Raw genomic sequence first — 17198 nt, forward strand, 5'->3', positions numbered from 1 at the left:
TGTTCTCCTGAAACCGGTTTCATCAAAAGACGGGCAAAAAGGCGAAAGGTGCCCCTAGGTTCTAGCGCGAGTCGACTGACGGATGTGCAATTCCGCTCCGAAGGTCTGCTGTACCGGTGCACTGCGATCCCCGTCGATGCGCCGCTGCAAGCGTTCGAAGGCGGCCACGCCCAGGGCATGGGTCGGCTGGGCGAGGGCGCTGATGCCGCCACCCACCAGCGGAAACCAGTCCAGATCGTCCAGGGCCAGCAGGCCGAGGCGCTCGAACAGGGGCTCGCCCAGGGCCTGCAGCGCCAGGGTCGTGGCCAGGGTCGCCACACCGTTTGCGGTGAGCAGCGCCTTGGGACCGGGGCCGGGGCTGGCCAGGAAAGCGGCGAGGGCGGTCTGCAGCGCCAGGGCGTTGTCGGCCTGGACGCAATGCCCGCCGCGGCAGCTGGGGTGTGCGGCCAGGGCCGCGTCGAAAGCCGTCAGGCGCTGACGGCGGGAGCTGGTGCCATCCAGAGGTTCGCTGATCAGCAGCAGGTCGCGATAGCCCTGGCTTTGCAGGTGCGCCACGCCGGTGGCGATGGCCTGGTGGTTGTCGAGCCCGACCAGATCGGCCTCGACGCCCGGCAATTCGCGATCCAGCAGCACCAGCGGCAGGCGGCTGCCCAGGTGCTGCAGATCGGCGGCGTGCTGGCCGAAGGTGTTCACGATAAGGCCTTCGATGCTGTAGGACTGCAGCGCGGCCAGTTGCTGGCGCTCCTGGCGGGCGTCCTGATCGGTGTTGCAGATCAGCAGCGAATAGCCCTGCTGGCGGCAGGCGGTTTCCACGCCGTGCATCACCGCGGTGGAGTAGGGATTGAGCAGGTCGGCCACCAGCATGCCGATCAGGCGACTGCGTCCACGCTTGAGGCCACGGGCCATCTGGTTGGGCTGGAAATCGAGGGCGACCACGGCCTGCTCGATGCGCGTGGCGAGGGCGTCTGACAGCAGGCGACGATCGCCGCTGATATAGCGGGACACGCTGGCCTTGGACACGCCGGCGACGGCGGCCACTTCGGCGATGGTCGCACGGGTAGCGCGCGGACCGGGGATGAAGACATCGTTCATGGCGTACCGCTGTTAGGATTTTGTAGGTGCCTGAAACCGGTTTCAGTAAATCTTTTCTCACGCGGGCCGGCAAGCCGGTCTAAGGTGCAGGCCGACCAGTGGTCGCCGCAGGCGCTCGCTTGCCGCGGTCACCTCTTATGTTCTCTTTCGCACAGGAAGGTCTCGATGGATTCCCTCGATAGTCTCGCCCAGCGGTTGGGCGACGCCCTGCAGGCGGCTGGTGCCCAGGTGACCACCGCTGAATCCTGCACTGGCGGCGGCATCGCCGAGGCGATCACCCGCGTCGCTGGCAGCTCGGCCTGGTTCGAGGCCGGCTTCGTCACCTATTCCAACCGGCAGAAGACCCTACAGCTGGACGTGCCTGAGGCGTTGTTCGAGCAGGTCGGCGCGGTCAGCGAAGAGGTGGTGACGGCCATGGCGCTGGGTGCGCAACAGCGCGCCGGTGCTCGCTTTGCGGTCGCGGTGAGCGGTATCGCCGGGCCGGGTGGCGCGGTGCCGGGCAAGCCGGTCGGCACTGTCTGGCTAGCCTGGCGCGATGGAGAAAATTTGCGCACCGAACGGCAGGTCTTTGCCGGCGATCGCGCCGCGGTCCGCCAGCAGACCCAGGTCCGTGCCCTGCAGGTTTTATTGGCCTTGCTGGCCGAGGAAAAAGGCCCTCGGGTGTAGCAACCAGAGGGCGACTATGGTTTAATACTGTTCACTTATACAGGTATCCACGGCCGTCTGGCCCTTCTTTCTCCGAGAGGAATCTAATGGACGACAACAAAAAGCGTGCCCTGGCCGCGGCCTTGGGACAGATCGAAAAGCAATTCGGCAAGGGCACCGTGATGCGCATGGGCGATCACGAGCGCCAGGCCATTCCGGCGATTTCCACCGGCTCCCTGGGTCTGGACATCGCCCTCGGCATCGGTGGTCTGCCCAAGGGCCGGATCGTCGAGATCTACGGTCCCGAATCCTCGGGTAAGACCACCCTGACCCTGTCGGTCATCGCTCAGGCGCAGAAGCAGGGCGCCACCTGCGCCTTCGTCGACGCCGAGCACGCGCTCGATCCGGACTACGCCGGCAAGCTGGGCGTCAACGTCGACGATCTGCTGGTGTCCCAGCCGGATACCGGTGAGCAGGCCCTGGAAATCACCGACATGCTGGTGCGCTCCAACGCGGTCGACGTCATCATCGTCGACTCCGTGGCGGCTCTGGTGCCCAAGGCCGAGATCGAAGGCGAGATGGGTGACATGCACGTGGGCCTGCAGGCACGTCTGATGTCCCAGGCGCTGCGCAAGATCACCGGCAACATCAAGAACGCCAACTGCCTGGTCATCTTCATCAACCAGATCCGCATGAAGATCGGCGTGATGTTCGGCAACCCCGAGACCACCACTGGCGGTAACGCCCTGAAGTTCTACTCCTCGGTCCGTCTGGACATCCGTCGCATCGGCGCGGTGAAGGAAGGCGACGAGGTGATCGGCAGCGAAACCCGCGTCAAGGTGGTCAAGAACAAGGTGGCACCGCCGTTCCGCCAGGCCGAGTTCCAGATTCTCTATGGCAAGGGTATCTACCTGAATGGCGAGATCATCGATCTGGGCGTGCAGCTGGGGCTGATCGAGAAGTCGGGTGCCTGGTACAGCTACCAGGGCAGCAAGATCGGCCAGGGCAAGGGCAATGCCGCCAAGTTCCTGGAAGACAATCCCGAGATCAAGGGTGCCGTGGACAAGGCGATTCGCGAGAAGCTGCTGAGTCAGCCGACCAATCAGAAGGCCGAAGTGGCCGCCGAAGAAGACGCTGACATCGATCTGTGATCGGGTGCCACGTTTGACACAACCCCCGCCTCGTGCGGGGGTTTTTGCATAAGGAGGATCACCCTTGGGCAATCCACTGGATACCACCGCTGCCATTCGTTTCGCCGCCATGGATCTGCTGGCCCGTCGCGAACATGGTCGCGAGGAGCTGTCGCGCAAACTGCGGCGGCGCGGGGCCGAGGAAAGCCTGCTCGGCCCGGTGCTGGATCGCCTGGCCGAGGATGGCCTGCTCGACGAGAGTCGCTATCTGGAAAGCTACATCGCCAGCCGTGCCCGCTCCGGTTACGGGCCCATGCGCATTCGCGAAGAACTGGGTCAGCGCGGCTTGCAGCGGGATCAGGTGGAAGCCGCACTGCGTGAAGCGGACGTGGACTGGCAGGCGCACCTCGAAGACGTCTGGCGCAGGAAATTCGGTACGCCCCCAGCTGATGCCAAGGAACGCGCCAAGCAGGGTCGCTTCCTGGCCTATCGGGGCTATGCCATGGATGGGATCAACCGGGTGTTGAGTCGGCGGTAGGCAGCCTGTTTTGTTGGGCTTCGCTGTGCTCAGCGCCAACCTACGGGGCAGTTGGGTAGGTTGGGTTGAGACGGTTTTATCGTCGAAGCCCAACACGGGCTCCAGGGTCTGTTGGGCTTCGCTGTGCTCAGCGCCAACCTACGTGGATAACCAATGCTCCGGGCGATTGAGCTCGTCCACCAGTTCGCGCAAGCGGCCGTAGTGGCGGCCGTGGAAGTCGAAGGTGAGGCGCGTCAGGTGGGCGAATTCCGCTTCGTCGGCCTGGCCTTCGCCCGGGGCCAGCTGGGTGAAGCCCGGGGTGCGGCAAAGGTCGCCGAAATCCCTGGCCAATTGCTCCAGGCAGGCCGGGGTCACGGCGTGCTTGAGACGGATATGGAGCAGGCCGTCACGCCGGCGGGTGGAGTGGTAGTTGCCATAGAAGCGCTCGATCTCGGCCGCGGCGGCCTCCGGTGAGCGTACCAGCCGGACCAGCTTGAGATCGGCGGGCAGGATGTAGCCTTCCTCCAGCAGATTGCGCTCCAGATAGGCCAGGGTATCGTCCCAGAAGTGGCCGTCGGGGGTATCCAGCAACACCAGCGGTACCAGCGGGCTCTTGCCGGTCTGGATCAGGGTGAGCACCTCGAAGGTCTCGTCCAGGGTGCCGAAGCCGCCGGGGCAGAGCACCAGGGCGTCCGCCTCCTTGAGAAAGAACAGCTTGCGCACATAGAAGAAGTGGAAGGACAGCAGGTGATCCGTGCCTTCGATGGTGGGATTGGCGCGCTGTTCGAAGGGCAGGGTGATGTTGAAGCCCAGGCTGGCCTCGGGTCCGGCGCCCTCGTGGGCGGCGCCCATGATGCCGGCGCCGCCGCCGGTGATGACCATCATGTCGCGGCGGGCCAGGGCGCTGCCCAGTTCGCGGGCGAGGGTGTAGAGACCGTGGTCGATGCGGGTCCGCGCCGAGCCGAATACCGTGACCTTGCGCCGCCGGCGAAAGCGCTCCAGGGTACGGAAGGCCTGCTCCAGCTCCTTGAGGGTCTGCAGCACGATCTTGGCGTCCCAGCGCGCCGGATTGGTCTGCGCCATGCGCACCACCGTCACCAGCATCTCGCGGTAGAGGCCAAGGTTGGGGCTGCCGCCCGGCAGGGCGTGCGCCAGCAGTTCGTCGATGCGCTGACCGAGATCGGCGGCGCTGGGCTCCACATGGCGGGCCAGGTAGCTGTCGTCGTTGTCCTCGGTCATGCCGCGACCCTCCGCTTACTTGCCCAGGCCGCAGTCGGCAGCCTGGAAGCGCTCGACCATGACCGGCTTGTTGGTCTGGTATTCGGTGAAGTCATAGACCAGGGTGGCGCCACGGGCCAGCAACTGGCGATAGCCGTTGTTCTGGCAGACGCTCTCGGCGAGCTGCACCCGTACCGTGGCCGGATTCTCGCGCATGCGCGCGGCATGCGCCGGGCGCACGCTGAGGTTGTTGACCAACTGCTTGCCCTGCACGGTGTAGCCGCGGTCGAGGATGTCCTCGTTGATGGCGCGTGGCGTGCCCTGGCTGCTCTCGGTGGCGACCTTGCGCAGCATCTGGTTGAGCTCATGGTCCTTGAGCGACTCGGCCGCCTGGACGGTGAAGGGCAGGGCGAGGGTCAGGGCGAGCAAAGCAAAACGAGGCATCGTGTTCTCCAGCGTAGAGGAGCCCGTTTCGACCGTGGTCGCGGGCGGGGGTTCGCAAGGCGTCTACGCAGGGTAACCTGCCTGGCCGCCGCGGGCATCCCGATCGCTCTGGTAAACTGCGCTTTTACCCGCGAGCCCGGCATGACCCCGATCAGCGATACCCCTCTGCATGCCGTGGCCCGTCTGCGCCAGGAGCGCCTGGCGCGCAGCATCAAGCCCTTCATCGCCCGGGGCTCGCGCATGGCGCGCTGCCCGAATTGCCGCCTGGCCCCCAGTCATTGCCTCTGCGACCTGCGCCCCCTGCGCCAGACCCACGCCGGCATGTGCCTGCTGATGCACGATGTCGAGCCGCTCAAACCGAGCAACACCGGTTGGCTGATCGCCGACGTGGTGGCCGATACCCACGCCTTCGGCTGGAGTCGCACGGCGGTGGACCCGGCGCTGCCGGAGCTGCTGGCGCAGCCAGAATGGCAACCGCTGCTGGTGTTTCCTGGCGAATACGCGGCCCCCGAGCGGGTGGTCGAGACCCTGCCGCTGGCACCCGGCCAGCGACCGCTGTTCGTCTTGCTGGATGCCACCTGGACCGAAGCGCGCAAGATGTTTCGCAAGAGTCCCTACCTGGACCGCCTGCCGGTGTTGAGTTTCCAGCCCACTGCCCTGTCGCGCTACCGCCTGCGGCGCTCCACCCGCGGCGAGCACCTCTGCACCGCCGAGGTCGCCGCCCTGTGCCTGGAACTGGCTGGCGAGGCGCCGGCCGGGCGGCTGCTGGAGGCCTATCTGGACGTGTTCAGCGAGCGCTACCTGGATGCCAAGCATCATCTGCCGCTGGCGGCGGACAGCCCAGCCAGTAGGCAACTGAAGGCCCTGCGCGCTAGTTGACCGGCTTGATCTCCACCGGCGCCTGGCGCGGCCAGAGCTGGGCGGCCAGCATGCCGGCGAACATCAGCACGCAGCCCAGGTAGCCACGACCGCTGAGGGCCTCGCCCAGCAGCCAGGCGCCGAAGAAGGCGGCGAATACCGCCTCCAGGGAAAAGATCACCGCCGCATGGGAGGCGATGGCGCCGCGCTGGGCGAACACCTGCAGGGTGTAGCCGATGCCGGCAGCGATCACGCCGCCATAGAGCAACTCGGGTAGGGCGAGGACGATCCCGGTCGACTGGATCGGCTCGAAGACCAGCGCCAGCACCAGGCTGATGATGGCGCAGACCCCGAACTGCAGGATCGATAGCACCGTGGCGTCGTGACGACTGGAATAGTGTCCCACCAGCAGAACATGGACGCCCCAGGCCAGGGCGCCGGCCAGTTGCAGCAGATCGCCGGACGCCACCTGGAAGTTGTCGCCGATGCTCAGCAACCCCATGCCCACCACCGCCAGACTGGCGCCGATCCAGGTGCCCAGATGGCTGCGCTGGCCGAGCAGCAGTCCCAGCAGCGGCACCACGATGACATAGAGGCCGGTGATGAAGCCGGAGTTGGTCACACTGGTGAACAGCAGCCCGACCTGCTGCAGATTGATGCCCAGGGTCAGCACCAGGCCCATCAGCAGGCCGCCCTTGAAGGTGTCGCGGGTCAGGCGCCGCTGGCGGCCACGGCGGCGCAGATACAGCAGCAATGGCAGCAGGGTGAGGGCGCCCAGGGCGAATCTCAGGCCGGTGTAGAGAAAGGGGCCGATGTGCTCCATGCCGCCGGTCTGGGCGATGAAGGCGCTGCCCCAGATGAGGGCGGTGAGCAGCATGAGCAGATCGGCACGCAGGGCGGCGCTGGGCATGGGCGTCTCTTGGGCAAAACGGCAACTGTGCCGCAAACCGCCGGGTCTTGCCTACCGTCCGCGGTCCGCCCGGCCTTGCTCCCGTCCGCGCCGTTGGGCATGCTTGCACGCAGCCCGGGCGCCAGGTACCTGGTCGACACGGGCGCTCACGACAACAAGGAAAGCTACACCATGGCGGCTGCCTACCAGATACTGATCGCCGACGATCATCCGCTGTTTCGCAGCGCCCTGCAGCAGGCCCTGACCCTCGGCCTGGGCGCCCAGGCACGGCTCACCGAGGTGGCCGACATCGCCGAGCTCCAGGCCTGCCTGGCCGAACGCACCGACTGGGATCTGGTCCTGCTCGACCTCAACATGCCCGGGGCCTATGGCTTTTCCGGACTGGTCCTCCTGCGGGGCCAGTATCCCCAGGTGCCCGTGGTGATGATCTCGGCCCAGGAAGAACCGGCGGTGGTGCAACGCGCCCGGGAATTCGGCGCCAGTGGCTTCATTCCCAAGTCCAGCGATCTGAGTACCCTGCAGCAGGCGGTCAGTCAGGTACTGGACGGTGATACCTGGTGGCCGCCGCAGGTGGAAGGTGCCGCCGCCCTGAGCGAGGAAGCCAAGGCCGCCAGTGCCGGACTCGCCAGTCTCACCCCCCAGCAGTTCCGGGTGCTGACCATGCTCTGCGAAGGGCTGCTCAACAAGCAGATCGCCTTCGAGCTCAATGTCTCCGAGGCTACGGTCAAGGCCCATGCCACGGCCATCTTCCGCAAGCTCGGCGTCCGCACCCGCACCCAGGCGGCCCTGCTGCTGCAACAGCTGGAGAGCACCTCCAGCTGACTCAGGCGCTCTCGGCGCCCGAACCGGGCGCGACCGTCGACTTTCACTTTCTTGCAGCTGCCGTCCACCCGGATCGGCGGTTCGCCCCTGCTGGATGGAGCTTTTCGGTGATCTCTCCCTACAAAGGCAAGACCGGCTTGCGCCGGGTCATCAACGCCACCGGCTATTCCCTGGCCGGGCTGCGCACGGCCTTTCGCCAGGAAGCGGCCTTTCGTTCGCTGGTGATGCTCAATCTGGTGCTGGTACCGCTGGCGTTCTGGTTGGAGGTGAGTCGCGGCGAACGGGCACTGCTGGTGGCGGTCTGCCTGCTGTCGCTGGTGGTGGAGCTGTTCAACGCCGCCATCGAGGCCGTGGTGGACCGCATTTCCTTGGACTGGCACGAACTGTCGAAGAACGCCAAGGATCTGGGCAGCGCTGCGCAGTTCGTGGCCATGTTCATCATCGCCGCGGTCTGGGGCATCGTCCTGCTCGGTTGAGCAGGACCCCGATCAGAGGGTAGCGCCCAGGGTGGCACCCGCCGTGGTGTCGTCCGCGGCCAGACCCTGTTCCAGCACGCTGGGCTGGGCCGAGTGGATGACCTTGTGGATGAAGTGCAGCTTGGCGATCACCGGCGCGGGCAGGGCGAAGGGATAGAAGTCCGGCTGGCCCATGCTGCGGGACAGTTCGTTGAGCATGGCCGCCAGTTCGATCCAGGCATTAGCGAAGCCAAGGAATTCGTCATCGCTGCGGTCCTCGGCCTCGTACAGCGCCTCGCGGGTGAAGGGCTGGAAGTCCAGCTGCAGGCTGCCGGCGTTCATGCCCAGGCTGGCGGCGGTGGCCAGGGTGTCCATCATGTGCAGGTAGTGCGCCCAGGTCTCCGCCCAGTCTTCCCAGGGGTGCATGGTGGCGTAGGCGCTGACGTACTGGCTTTCCCAGCCAGCCGGCGCGCCCTGCTCGTAGTGGCGCTGGAGGGCCTCGCCATAGTCGGCGCGCTCGTCGCCGAACAGGGCACGGAAGGGCTCCTCCCAAGCGGTGCCGGCGACCAGACGATCGAAGTAGTAGTGACCCACTTCATGGCGGAAATGGCCGAGCAGGGTGCGATAGGGTTCGTGCATGTCGGCGCGGACCTTTTCCCGGTGGGCATCGTCCGCTTCGAGGATGTTCAGGGTGATGAGGCCATTGGCGTGCCCGGTGGTGGGGGTACCGGTGGCATCGGGGGCGAGAAAGTCGAAGGCGAGTCCGCGCTCGGCATCCTGGCTCTGGGGGATCACCTGCAGGCCCAGGCCCAACAACTGGGCGACCAGTTGCCGCTTGGCCAGCTCCAGCTTGCGCCAGCGCTCGCCGTTGCCCTCGAAGGACAGATCCGGAATGGTGTGGTTGAGCTGGCAGGCCACGCAGAAGTTTTCGCCCGATTCGGCCGGCACCAGCCAGTTGCAGGCGGCCGGGGTATCCAGGTTGGCGCAGCGACGATAGAGGCCGCTGCTGGCCTCGGGCAATTGCCAGAGGCCGCCTTCGGCGGGCTGCAGCGCCGTTGGCGTGCCCTGGTCCGGGGCGTAGCCCAGGGAATTGCCGCAGGCCAGGCATTCGCTGTTGGGAAAGAAGATGGCCTGGCCGCAGGTGCAGTTGGCGACCTTGCGCTGGACGGGCAGGGCGCGCAGGGCATTGCGTTGCTGACGATTCGAACTGTAGCTTCCGAGAAAATTGCGCATGGGGCTGATACCTGGCGAGAGCGGCCGCGTCGGACGCCGGCGGGGCGCTGGCGTCTTGCTAGCGGATTAGTAGAGCGGCCCGACCCTGGAGTTCCGGGTTGTTCGTCGCCTGGCACCGCCGGCGAGCGCTCTAGGATAGGTCCCCGGACCGGACTGCGCCCCGCTGGCCGCGGCGGCCCGTGTTTGCGGTGGCGCATCCCGAGCGACACCACTACCCTAGGTTACCGGCGAGACCGGCACGCCTGCCTTGCCGTGCCTGCCGACTCGACCTTTTCGAACCCGCTTTCGTAGCCTGTCAGCCGTCCTCCGACCATGCCCCCGAACGCTTCCCGCAATGCCAGCGACATGACCGGCAGCTACCACGAACTCTGGAGTCCGCGGGGTGGCGTGCGGCCGCCCTGGCGCCGCTTCTACGGCCATCTGGCCGGGCTGCGACCGGCGCAGCTCGACCAGCGCCAGGCATTGATCGCCCGGCAGATCCAGGAAAACGGCGTCACCTACAACGTCTACGCCGATCCCAAGGGCAGCGACCGGCCCTGGGCGCTGGACCTGCTGCCGCAGCTGATCTCGGCGGAGGAGTGGGCGCCCTTGGCCGCCGGCGTGGCGCAGCGGGCGCGCCTGCTGAACCGGGTCCTGGGCGATCTCTATGGCGAGCAGCGCCTGTTGCACGAGCGGCTGCTGCCGCCGGAGCTGGTGTTCGGCCACAACAACTTTCTCTGGGCCTGCCAGGGGTTGCGCCCGCCGGGCGATACCTGGCTGCACGTCTATGCGGTGGATCTGGCCCGCGCGCCCGATGGCCGCTGGTGGGTGCTGGCCGATCGCACCCAGGCGCCCTCCGGCGCCGGCTATGCCCTGGAGAACCGCCACATCGTGGCGCGGGCCTTTCCCGACCTGCACCGCGACCTGCAGGTCCAGCCGCTCAATGGCTATTTCCAGACCCTGCAGCGCACCCTGAGCGCCGGGCTGGACATCGGCGAGGAGGCGCCGCTGGCGGTGCTGCTGACGCCGGGGCGTTACAACGAGACCTACTTCGAGCACCTCTACCAGGCCCGCCAACTGGGCTTTCCGCTGGTGGAAGGCCAGGACCTCACGGTGCGCGATGCCTGCCTCTATCTCAAGACCCTGAGCGGGCTGAGACGGGTTCATGCGGTCTTCCGCCGGCTGGACGACGACTTCTGCGATCCGCTGGAGCTGCGCACCGATTCGGCGCTGGGCGTGCCCGGTCTGCTGGAAGCGGTACGCCAGGGCAACGTCATCATGGCCAATGCCCTGGGTAGCGGGCTGCTGGAGTCGCCCGGCTTGCTGGGCTTCCTGCCCGGCGTCTGCCAGGCCCTGCTCGGCGAGACCTTGGCGCTGCCCTCCGTGGCGACCTGGTGGTGCGGCGAGACGCCGGTACGGGAAGCGGCCCTGGCACGCCTGGCGGAGCTGGTGATCAAGCCGGCCTATCCGGCCCAGGGCTTCGAGCCGGTGTTCGGCAAGGCGCTGGATACCGAGGGACTGGCCGAATTGCGCGCGCGCATCCTGGCCACGCCCCATGCCTATGTCGCCCAGGAGCGTATCCAGCTGTCCCAGGCGCCGGTCTGGCAGGGCGGTAGCCTGCAGTCGCGGGCCATCGGCATGCGCGTCTATGCGGTGGCCAGCGAAGACGGCTACTGGGTGATGCCCGGCGGCCTGACCCGGGTCGCCCACGAGGGCGCCGCGGTGGTGTCCATGCAGCGCGGCGGGTCGAGCAAGGACACCTGGGTGCTGGGTGGCAGCCGTGCCGCCGCCGAGGTGCCCGGGGCGCGGGTGCTGGGGGTGCGCGATCTGGTGCGCAAGGATCCCTTTCTGCCCTCGCGCACCGCCGAAAACCTGTTCTGGTACGGTCGCTACAGCGAACGTTGCGAGGATGCCGCGCGCCTTCTACGGATCGTCCTGAGTCGCTACCTGGACGCCGACGACGGCGGGCCGGCGGTGCAGTCGGCCATCGATCTGGCCACGGCCCTGGAGTTGCTGCCGGCGGGTGGCCGGCTGGCCGAGCAGTTGCACGCCGCCCTGGGGCCGGGGGACTTTCCCAGCGGCCTGGGCGCCAATTTGCAACGGCTGCACTGGGCCGCGGCCCAGGTCCGCGGACGGCTGTCGCCGGAGAACTGGCGCGCCATCCGCGAGGTGGAGCGCGAGGCCCATGGCCTGGGCCAGGTGGGCAGCGAGCCGGGCGAAGCGTTGCAGAGTCTCAACCGCCTGGTGATGGCGCTGGCGGCGGTGGCCGGCTTCACCTTCGACGACATGACCCACGACGAGAGCTGGCGCTTTCTGATGATCGGCCGGCGCATCGAGCGGGTACAATTCCTCGCCGGCAGCCTGGCGCACTTTCTCGAAGGGGGCGCCACCTGGGACGCGGCGGGCCTGGAATGGCTGCTGGAGCTGGGCAACAGCATCATCACCTATCGCTCCCGCTACCAGGCGGCGCCCCAGCTGATCCCGGTGCTGGACCTGCTGATGCTGCACGAGCACAACCCCTATTCGATCCGCTTCCAGCTGCATGCGCTGATCAACGCCGTGGAGCACTTGGAACGCTACTACGGCCTGCCACGCGACCCGGCGTTGCACGATGCCTACGACCGGCTGCGCCGCTTCGACCTCGCGACTCTGGAGAACACCCTGTTCGGCGACGCCGGCCGGATCGAGGTGCAGCAGGGCCTGGCGCGCCTGCTGCGACAGATCGCCGAGGCCAGCAGCCAGCTGTCCGAGCGGGTCATCTATCGCTGCTTCGCCCATGTCGATGCCGTCAGTCAGCGCACGGTGTCCATGTGATGAACCAGATCCGCTATCGCATCCAGCACGACACCCACTATCGCTACGAGGCGCCGGTGTCGCTTTCCCAGCAGTTGCTGCACCTGCTGCCGCGCGACTGCGCCTGGCAGCGTTGCCTGTCCCGGCAACTGGCGATCCTGCCGCAACCGACCCAGCGCCAGGACGCTTGGGACGCCTTTGGCAATCCGCTGACGCGGCTGTCCTTCGAGCGCCCCCACGACGAACTCTATGTCGGCACCGAGCTGGAGGTGGAGGTGGACTCCCGCGCCGGGCTCAGGCTGGCGGATTCGCCCCCCTGGGAAGAGGTGCGCGACGGTCTGCGCTATCCCGCCGCCCGGGTCTCGTTGGACGTCCACCACTTCCGCTTCGAATCGCCGGCGGTGCCCCTGGACGGCATCTTCGCTCGCTTCGCCGAGGACTGTTTTCCACCGGGTCGGCCGCTGCTGCTGGGCTGTCGGGCGCTGATGGAAAAGATCCACCGCGAATTCCGCTTCGACGCCACCGCCACCCAGGTGGCGACGCCGCTGCGCGAGGTGCTGGAGCACCGCCATGGAGTCTGCCAGGACTTCGCCCACCTGATGCTGGCCTGCCTGCGCGCCCTGGGGCTGGTGGCGCGCTATGTCAGCGGCTATCTGCTGACCCGTCCGCCACCCGGTAAGCCCCGGCTGATCGGCGCCGACGCCTCCCATGCCTGGATCAGCGTGCATTGCCCGCTGCAGGGCTGGGTCGACTTCGATCCCACCAACGACGTCCTGCCGGACCTGGAACACATCACCCTGGCCTGGGGCCGCGACTTCACCGATGTCTCGCCACTGCGCGGGGTGATCCTCGGTGGCGGCCACCACGATCCGCTGGTGGAGGTGACGGTGACGCCGCTGTAGGTCTGTGTGGCAGACGCCAGGCCGATCGCGAAGTCGCCGGGCTATCCCCGGCCATGACGGAAGGTGTGAAGCGGCGTCGCCTACTCCAGACAAACCTTGATGCTGTCGGGTCTCATGGGCCCAGCTGCCTAGCGTCTTGATCTGGAAAGACTTTTTTAGAGCGCTGCACACTTATTGTATATACAGGAGGGGTGACTGGATTTGGATCATTACCGATAACACCTGTTTCAGGCCTTTGCAATGCGTCTGGAATAGGATCGCGGCCATTTTAAGCGCTTGACAGTCGTCTCCCTCCTGGTTAAATGTATATACATTAACAAGAGGGATCCCTATGTCCTCCGCCTTCACTTCCCGCCTGTGGCGCCACGTCACCCTGTTCGATGGCCTGCAGACCCTGCCCAAGCCCATGGCGGTCTGGATCAAGAACGACCAGATTGCCGGTGTCTGGCCGGAGTCCGAGTTTCGTACCGAGCTGGCCCCAGGGGTCGAGCGGACGGAAGTGGGTGGAGTGATGACGCCGGGCCTGGTGGATTGCCATACCCATCTGGTCTATGCCGGTCAGCGTGCCGGAGAATTCGAGCAGCGGTTGGAGGGCGCCAGCTACGCGGAAATCGCCCGCGCCGGTGGCGGCATCCTCGGCACCGTAAGGGCCACCCGGGCAGCCAGCGAGGCGGACCTCTTCGCCCTGAGCCTGCCGCGCCTGCAGGCCCTGGCCGACGAGGGCGTCACCACCGTGGAGATCAAGTCCGGCTATGGCCTGACGGTGGCCGACGAACTCAAGCTATTGCGGGTCGCCCGCCAGCTGGGCGAGGCGCTGCCGGTCCGGGTGATCACCACGCTGCTGGGCGCCCATGCCGTACCGCCGGAATTCCAGGGTGATGCCGAGGGCTACGTCGATCTGGTCTGTCGGGAGATGATTCCGGCCGCGGTGGCCGAGGGCCTGGCCGATGCGGTGGACGTCTTCTGCGAGGGCATCGCCTTTTCGCCGGCCCAGTGTGAGCGGGTATTCCTGGCGGCGCGCGAGCACGGTCTGCCGATCAAGGCTCATGCCGAGCAGCTGTCCAACCTGGGTGGCAGCGTCTTGGCCGCGCGGCTGGGCGCCTTGTCCACGGATCATGTGGAGTACCTCGACGGAGCCGGCGTGCGCGCCATGGCTGCCGCCGGTACTGTCGCCGTGCTCCTGCCCGGTGCCTTCCTGATGCTGGGCGAAACCCAGCATCCGCCGGTGGAATTGCTCCGTCGGTACGGGGTGCCCATGGCCTTGGCCAGTGACGTCAATCCGGGCACCTCGCCGCTCTATCTGCCGACCCTGATCGCGCACCTGGGCTGCACCCTGTTTCGCCTGACCCCCCGCGAGGCCCTGACCGGCATCACCGCCCATGCTGCCCAGGCCCTGGGGCGTCCGGAACTTGGACGTATCCAGGTGGGCGCCCCGGCGGATCTCTGCCTGTGGGACGTCGGTCAGCCAGCGGAGCTGGCCTATGAGGTGCGTCCGGGCCGCCTGCGTCAGCGCGTCTTCGGCGGGGAGGTGCAGCATGTTCGCTGATCGCCAGACCCTGGAGTGCTGGACCGGCCGTATCGATCCGGAAGCCGACGCCTTGCGCTGGCACCAGCGCATCCAGCCGCTGGCGGCGGACAGCACGCCGGGTATGGCGCTGCTGGGTTTCGCCTGCGACGAGGGGGTAAGGCGCAATCAGGGTCGCACCGGCGCTGCCGAGGGTCCCATCGCCCTGCGGCGGGCCCTGGCCAACGTGGCCTGGCAGCGTCAGGGCCCAGCCTATGACGCCGGTGATGTCCGCTGCGCCGATGGTGATCTGGAAAGCGCTCAGACGCGCCTGGCCGGGGCCGTGTGCGGTCTGCTGGACGGCGGTCATCTGCCGCTGGTGCTGGGCGGCGGCCACGAGGTCGCCTGGGCCAGCTGGTCGGGCCTGGCGCTGCACCTGGCCAAGACGCTGCCCAAGCCACGCATCGGCATCGTCAATTTTGATGCCCACCTGGACCTGCGCGATCTGACGCGGGGCCCCACCTCCGGTACACCCTTCGCCCAGATCGCCGCTCACTGCGCCCACCACGACTGGCCCTTTCGCTATGCCTGCCTGGGTCTGAGCCTGGCGGCCAATACCCGCACGCTGCTCAGGCGTGCCGCCGAGCTGGACGTGCTGACCCGCGAAGACCACGAGATTCGCGAGAGCAGCCTGGAGCGCATCGGCGCCGAGCTGGACGCCTTCGCCGCCGGCTGCGATGCCCTCTATCTGACCTTCGACCTTGATGTGCTGCCGGCGGGCGAGGCGCCCGGGGTCAGCGCACCTGCCGCTCATGGCGTGAGCCTCGCCTTGCTGGAGCCCCTAATCCGCCGGCTCAAGACCAGCGGCAAGTTGCGCCTGGCCGACGTGGCCGAACTCAATCCCGCACTCGACCAGGACGGCCGCACGGCCCGGGTCGCGGCGCGGCTGATCCATACCCTGGCACTGGACCTTTAAGGCCTGCCGCGAACAACAAGAGAGGAAGATCCCATGACCCGTTTTCGTGAAGGTGAGATTCGCGCCCCCCGCGGCACCCAGCTCAATGCCAAGAGCTGGCTGACCGAGGCGCCGCTGCGCATGCTGATGAACAATCTCGATCCCGAGGTCGCGGAAAACCCCCAGGAGCTGGTGGTCTACGGCGGCATCGGCCGGGCGGCGCGCAACTGGGAGTGCTACGACAAGATCGTCGAGAGCCTCAAGGCGCTGGGTGACGACGAAACCCTGCTGGTGCAATCGGGCAAGCCGGTCGGGGTGTTCAAGACCCACGCCGATGCCCCGCGGGTGCTGATCGCCAACTCCAACCTGGTACCGCACTGGGCCAGCTGGGAGCACTTCAACGAACTGGATGCCAAGGGCCTGGCCATGTACGGCCAGATGACCGCCGGCAGCTGGATCTACATCGGTAGCCAGGGCATCGTCCAGGGTACCTACGAGACCTTTGTCGAGGCCGGGCGTCAGCATTACCAGGGTGACCTGCGTGGCCGCTGGGTGCTCACCGCCGGTCTCGGCGGCATGGGCGGTGCCCAGCCGCTGGCCGCGACCCTGGCCGGCGCCTGTTCGCTGAACATCGAGTGCCAACAGACCAGCATCGACTTTCGCCTGCGCAGCCGCTATGTCGACGAGCAGGCCACTGACCTCGATGACGCCCTGGCGCGTATCGCCCGCTACACCGAAGAAGCCAAGACCCGCGACGGCAAGGCCATCTCCATCGCCCTGCTGGGCAATGCCGCCGAAATCCTGCCGGAACTGGTCCGCCGTGGTGTGCGCCCGGATATGGTCACCGACCAGACCAGCGCCCACGACCCGCTCAATGGTTATCTACCGATCGGCTGGACCTGGGCCGAATACAAGGATCGTGCAGCCACCGATCCGGCGGGCGTGGTCAAGGCCGCCAAGCAGTCCATGGCTGCCCACGTGCAGGCCATGCTCGACTTCCAGAAGATGGGCGTCCCGACCTTCGACTATGGCAACAACATCCGCCAGATGGCCCAGGAAGCCGGCGTCGCCGATGCCTTCGCCTTCCCGGGTTTCGTGCCGGCCTATATCCGCCCGCTGTTCTGCCGCGGCATCGGTCCGTTCCGCTGGGCCGCGCTGTCGGGCGATGCCGAGGACATCTATCGCACCGACGCCAAGGTCAAGGAACTGATCCCGGATGACGCCCACCTGCACCGCTGGCTGGACATGGCCCGCGAGCGCATCGCCTTCCAGGGCTTGCCGGCGCGTATCTGCTGGGTCGGCCTGGGCTTGCGCGCCAAGCTGGGCCTGGCCTTCAACGAGATGGTGCGCAGCGGCGAACTCAAGGCGCCCATCGTCATCGGGCGTGACCACCTGGACAGCGGCTCGGTATCCAGCCCCAACCGCGAGACCGAGGCCATGCAGGACGGCTCCGACGCCGTCTCCGACTGGCCGCTGCTGAACGCCCTGCTCAACACCGCCAGCGGCGCCACCTGGGTCTCGCTGCACCACGGCGGTGGGGTAGGGATGGGCTTTTCCCAGCATTCCGGGATGGTCATCGTCTGCGACGGCACCGACGCCGCCGCCGCCCGTATCGCCCGGGTACTGCACAACGACCCGGCCACCGGGGTGATGCGCCACGCCGACGCCGGCTATGACATCGCCATCGACTGCGCCCGCGAGCAGGGCCTGAATCTGCCCATGATCGGCAAAGGAGTCTGAT

Annotated in this window: 16 protein-coding genes; 11 read left to right on the forward strand and 5 right to left on the reverse strand. The window is 67.1% G+C overall.

Going from position 1 to position 17198, the window contains the following annotated elements; translation table 11 throughout:
- Positions 1–54: 54 nt before the first annotated feature.
- On the reverse strand, positions 55–1092 hold the full coding sequence (locus V6W80_RS06380) for a LacI family DNA-binding transcriptional regulator (protein WP_338546244.1): 1038 nt from the start codon (positions 1090–1092) through the stop codon (positions 55–57).
- 165 nt (positions 1093–1257) lie between these two features.
- Between V6W80_RS06380 and V6W80_RS06385 the strand changes: the two genes are divergently transcribed.
- From V6W80_RS06385 to recX, 3 genes are all read left to right on the forward strand, one after another.
- Complete coding sequence (locus V6W80_RS06385) at positions 1258–1758, forward strand: CinA family protein (RefSeq protein ID WP_017639020.1); 501 nt, start codon at positions 1258–1260, stop codon at positions 1756–1758.
- A gap of 86 nt (positions 1759–1844) precedes the next feature.
- Complete coding sequence (recA, locus tag V6W80_RS06390) at positions 1845–2888, forward strand: recombinase RecA (RefSeq protein WP_017639019.1); 1044 nt, start codon at positions 1845–1847, stop codon at positions 2886–2888.
- 109 nt (positions 2889–2997) lie between these two features.
- Entirely contained in the window at positions 2998–3405 is a 408-nt protein-coding gene (gene recX / locus V6W80_RS06395; RefSeq protein ID WP_064306781.1) for a recombination regulator RecX, read from the forward strand.
- A 138-nt stretch (positions 3406–3543) separates the two neighbouring features.
- Here recX and V6W80_RS06400 read toward each other — a convergent pair whose 3' ends face one another.
- On the reverse strand, positions 3544–4623 hold the full coding sequence (locus V6W80_RS06400; protein ID WP_338546247.1) for a TIGR00730 family Rossman fold protein: 1080 nt from the start codon (positions 4621–4623) through the stop codon (positions 3544–3546).
- A 15-nt stretch (positions 4624–4638) separates the two neighbouring features.
- Positions 4639–5046, reverse strand: coding sequence for a quorum-sensing-regulated virulence factor family protein (locus tag V6W80_RS06405; protein WP_017639016.1), 408 nt, complete (start codon positions 5044–5046; stop codon positions 4639–4641).
- A 141-nt stretch (positions 5047–5187) separates the two neighbouring features.
- Between V6W80_RS06405 and V6W80_RS06410 the strand changes: the two genes are divergently transcribed.
- Positions 5188–5925 carry a tRNA-uridine aminocarboxypropyltransferase gene (locus V6W80_RS06410; protein WP_338546248.1) on the forward strand — a complete coding sequence of 246 codons (738 nt, stop codon included), beginning with the start codon at positions 5188–5190 and terminating at the stop codon, positions 5923–5925.
- Here V6W80_RS06410 and V6W80_RS06415 read toward each other — a convergent pair.
- Entirely contained in the window at positions 5918–6814 is an 897-nt protein-coding gene (locus V6W80_RS06415) for a DMT family transporter (RefSeq protein WP_338546250.1), read from the reverse strand. The two genes, V6W80_RS06410 and V6W80_RS06415, sit on opposite strands and share 8 nt — an antisense overlap.
- A 171-nt stretch (positions 6815–6985) precedes the next feature.
- Between V6W80_RS06415 and erdR the strand changes: the two genes are divergently transcribed.
- Positions 6986–7636 (forward strand): response regulator transcription factor ErdR, encoded by a 651-nt coding sequence (erdR, locus tag V6W80_RS06420; RefSeq protein ID WP_017639013.1) that lies wholly within the window; start codon positions 6986–6988, stop codon positions 7634–7636.
- A 107-nt stretch (positions 7637–7743) separates the two neighbouring features.
- Positions 7744–8112 (forward strand): diacylglycerol kinase, encoded by a 369-nt coding sequence (locus V6W80_RS06425; RefSeq protein ID WP_338546251.1) that lies wholly within the window; start codon positions 7744–7746, stop codon positions 8110–8112.
- Between the two features lie 12 nt (positions 8113–8124).
- On the opposite strand, the gene V6W80_RS06430 is transcribed toward V6W80_RS06425, so the two are convergent.
- Positions 8125–9324: a zinc-binding metallopeptidase family protein gene (locus V6W80_RS06430; protein WP_338546252.1), complete on the reverse strand. Its 1200-nt coding sequence runs from the start codon at positions 9322–9324 to the stop codon at positions 8125–8127.
- A 312-nt stretch (positions 9325–9636) separates the two neighbouring features.
- On the opposite strand from V6W80_RS06430, the gene V6W80_RS06435 reads away from it, so the two are divergent.
- The 5 genes from V6W80_RS06435 to hutU all read left to right on the forward strand — a co-directional run bounded on the left by V6W80_RS06435 (position 9637) and on the right by hutU (position 17197).
- Complete coding sequence (locus tag V6W80_RS06435) at positions 9637–12117, forward strand: circularly permuted type 2 ATP-grasp protein (protein ID WP_338546253.1); 2481 nt, start codon at positions 9637–9639, stop codon at positions 12115–12117.
- Positions 12117–12998: a transglutaminase family protein gene (locus V6W80_RS06440; RefSeq protein ID WP_338546254.1), complete on the forward strand. Its 882-nt coding sequence runs from the start codon at positions 12117–12119 to the stop codon at positions 12996–12998. Before V6W80_RS06435 ends, V6W80_RS06440 begins: the two co-directional genes overlap by 1 nt.
- Positions 12999–13329: 331 nt before the next feature.
- On the forward strand, positions 13330–14544 hold the full coding sequence (gene hutI / locus V6W80_RS06445) for an imidazolonepropionase (RefSeq protein ID WP_338546255.1): 1215 nt from the start codon (positions 13330–13332) through the stop codon (positions 14542–14544).
- Positions 14534–15478, forward strand: a complete 945-nt coding sequence (gene hutG, locus V6W80_RS06450; protein ID WP_338546257.1) for a formimidoylglutamase — start codon at positions 14534–14536, stop codon at positions 15476–15478. The genes hutI and hutG overlap by 11 nt, the downstream gene beginning before the upstream one ends.
- Before the next feature lie 33 nt (positions 15479–15511).
- Positions 15512–17197, forward strand: coding sequence for a urocanate hydratase (gene hutU / locus V6W80_RS06455; RefSeq protein WP_338546258.1), 1686 nt, complete (start codon positions 15512–15514; stop codon positions 17195–17197).
- Position 17198: the final 1 nt, after the last annotated feature.

This window comes from Pseudomonas benzopyrenica (genome assembly GCF_036884265.1).
GTDB lineage: Bacteria > Pseudomonadota > Gammaproteobacteria > Pseudomonadales > Pseudomonadaceae > Chryseomonas > Chryseomonas benzopyrenica.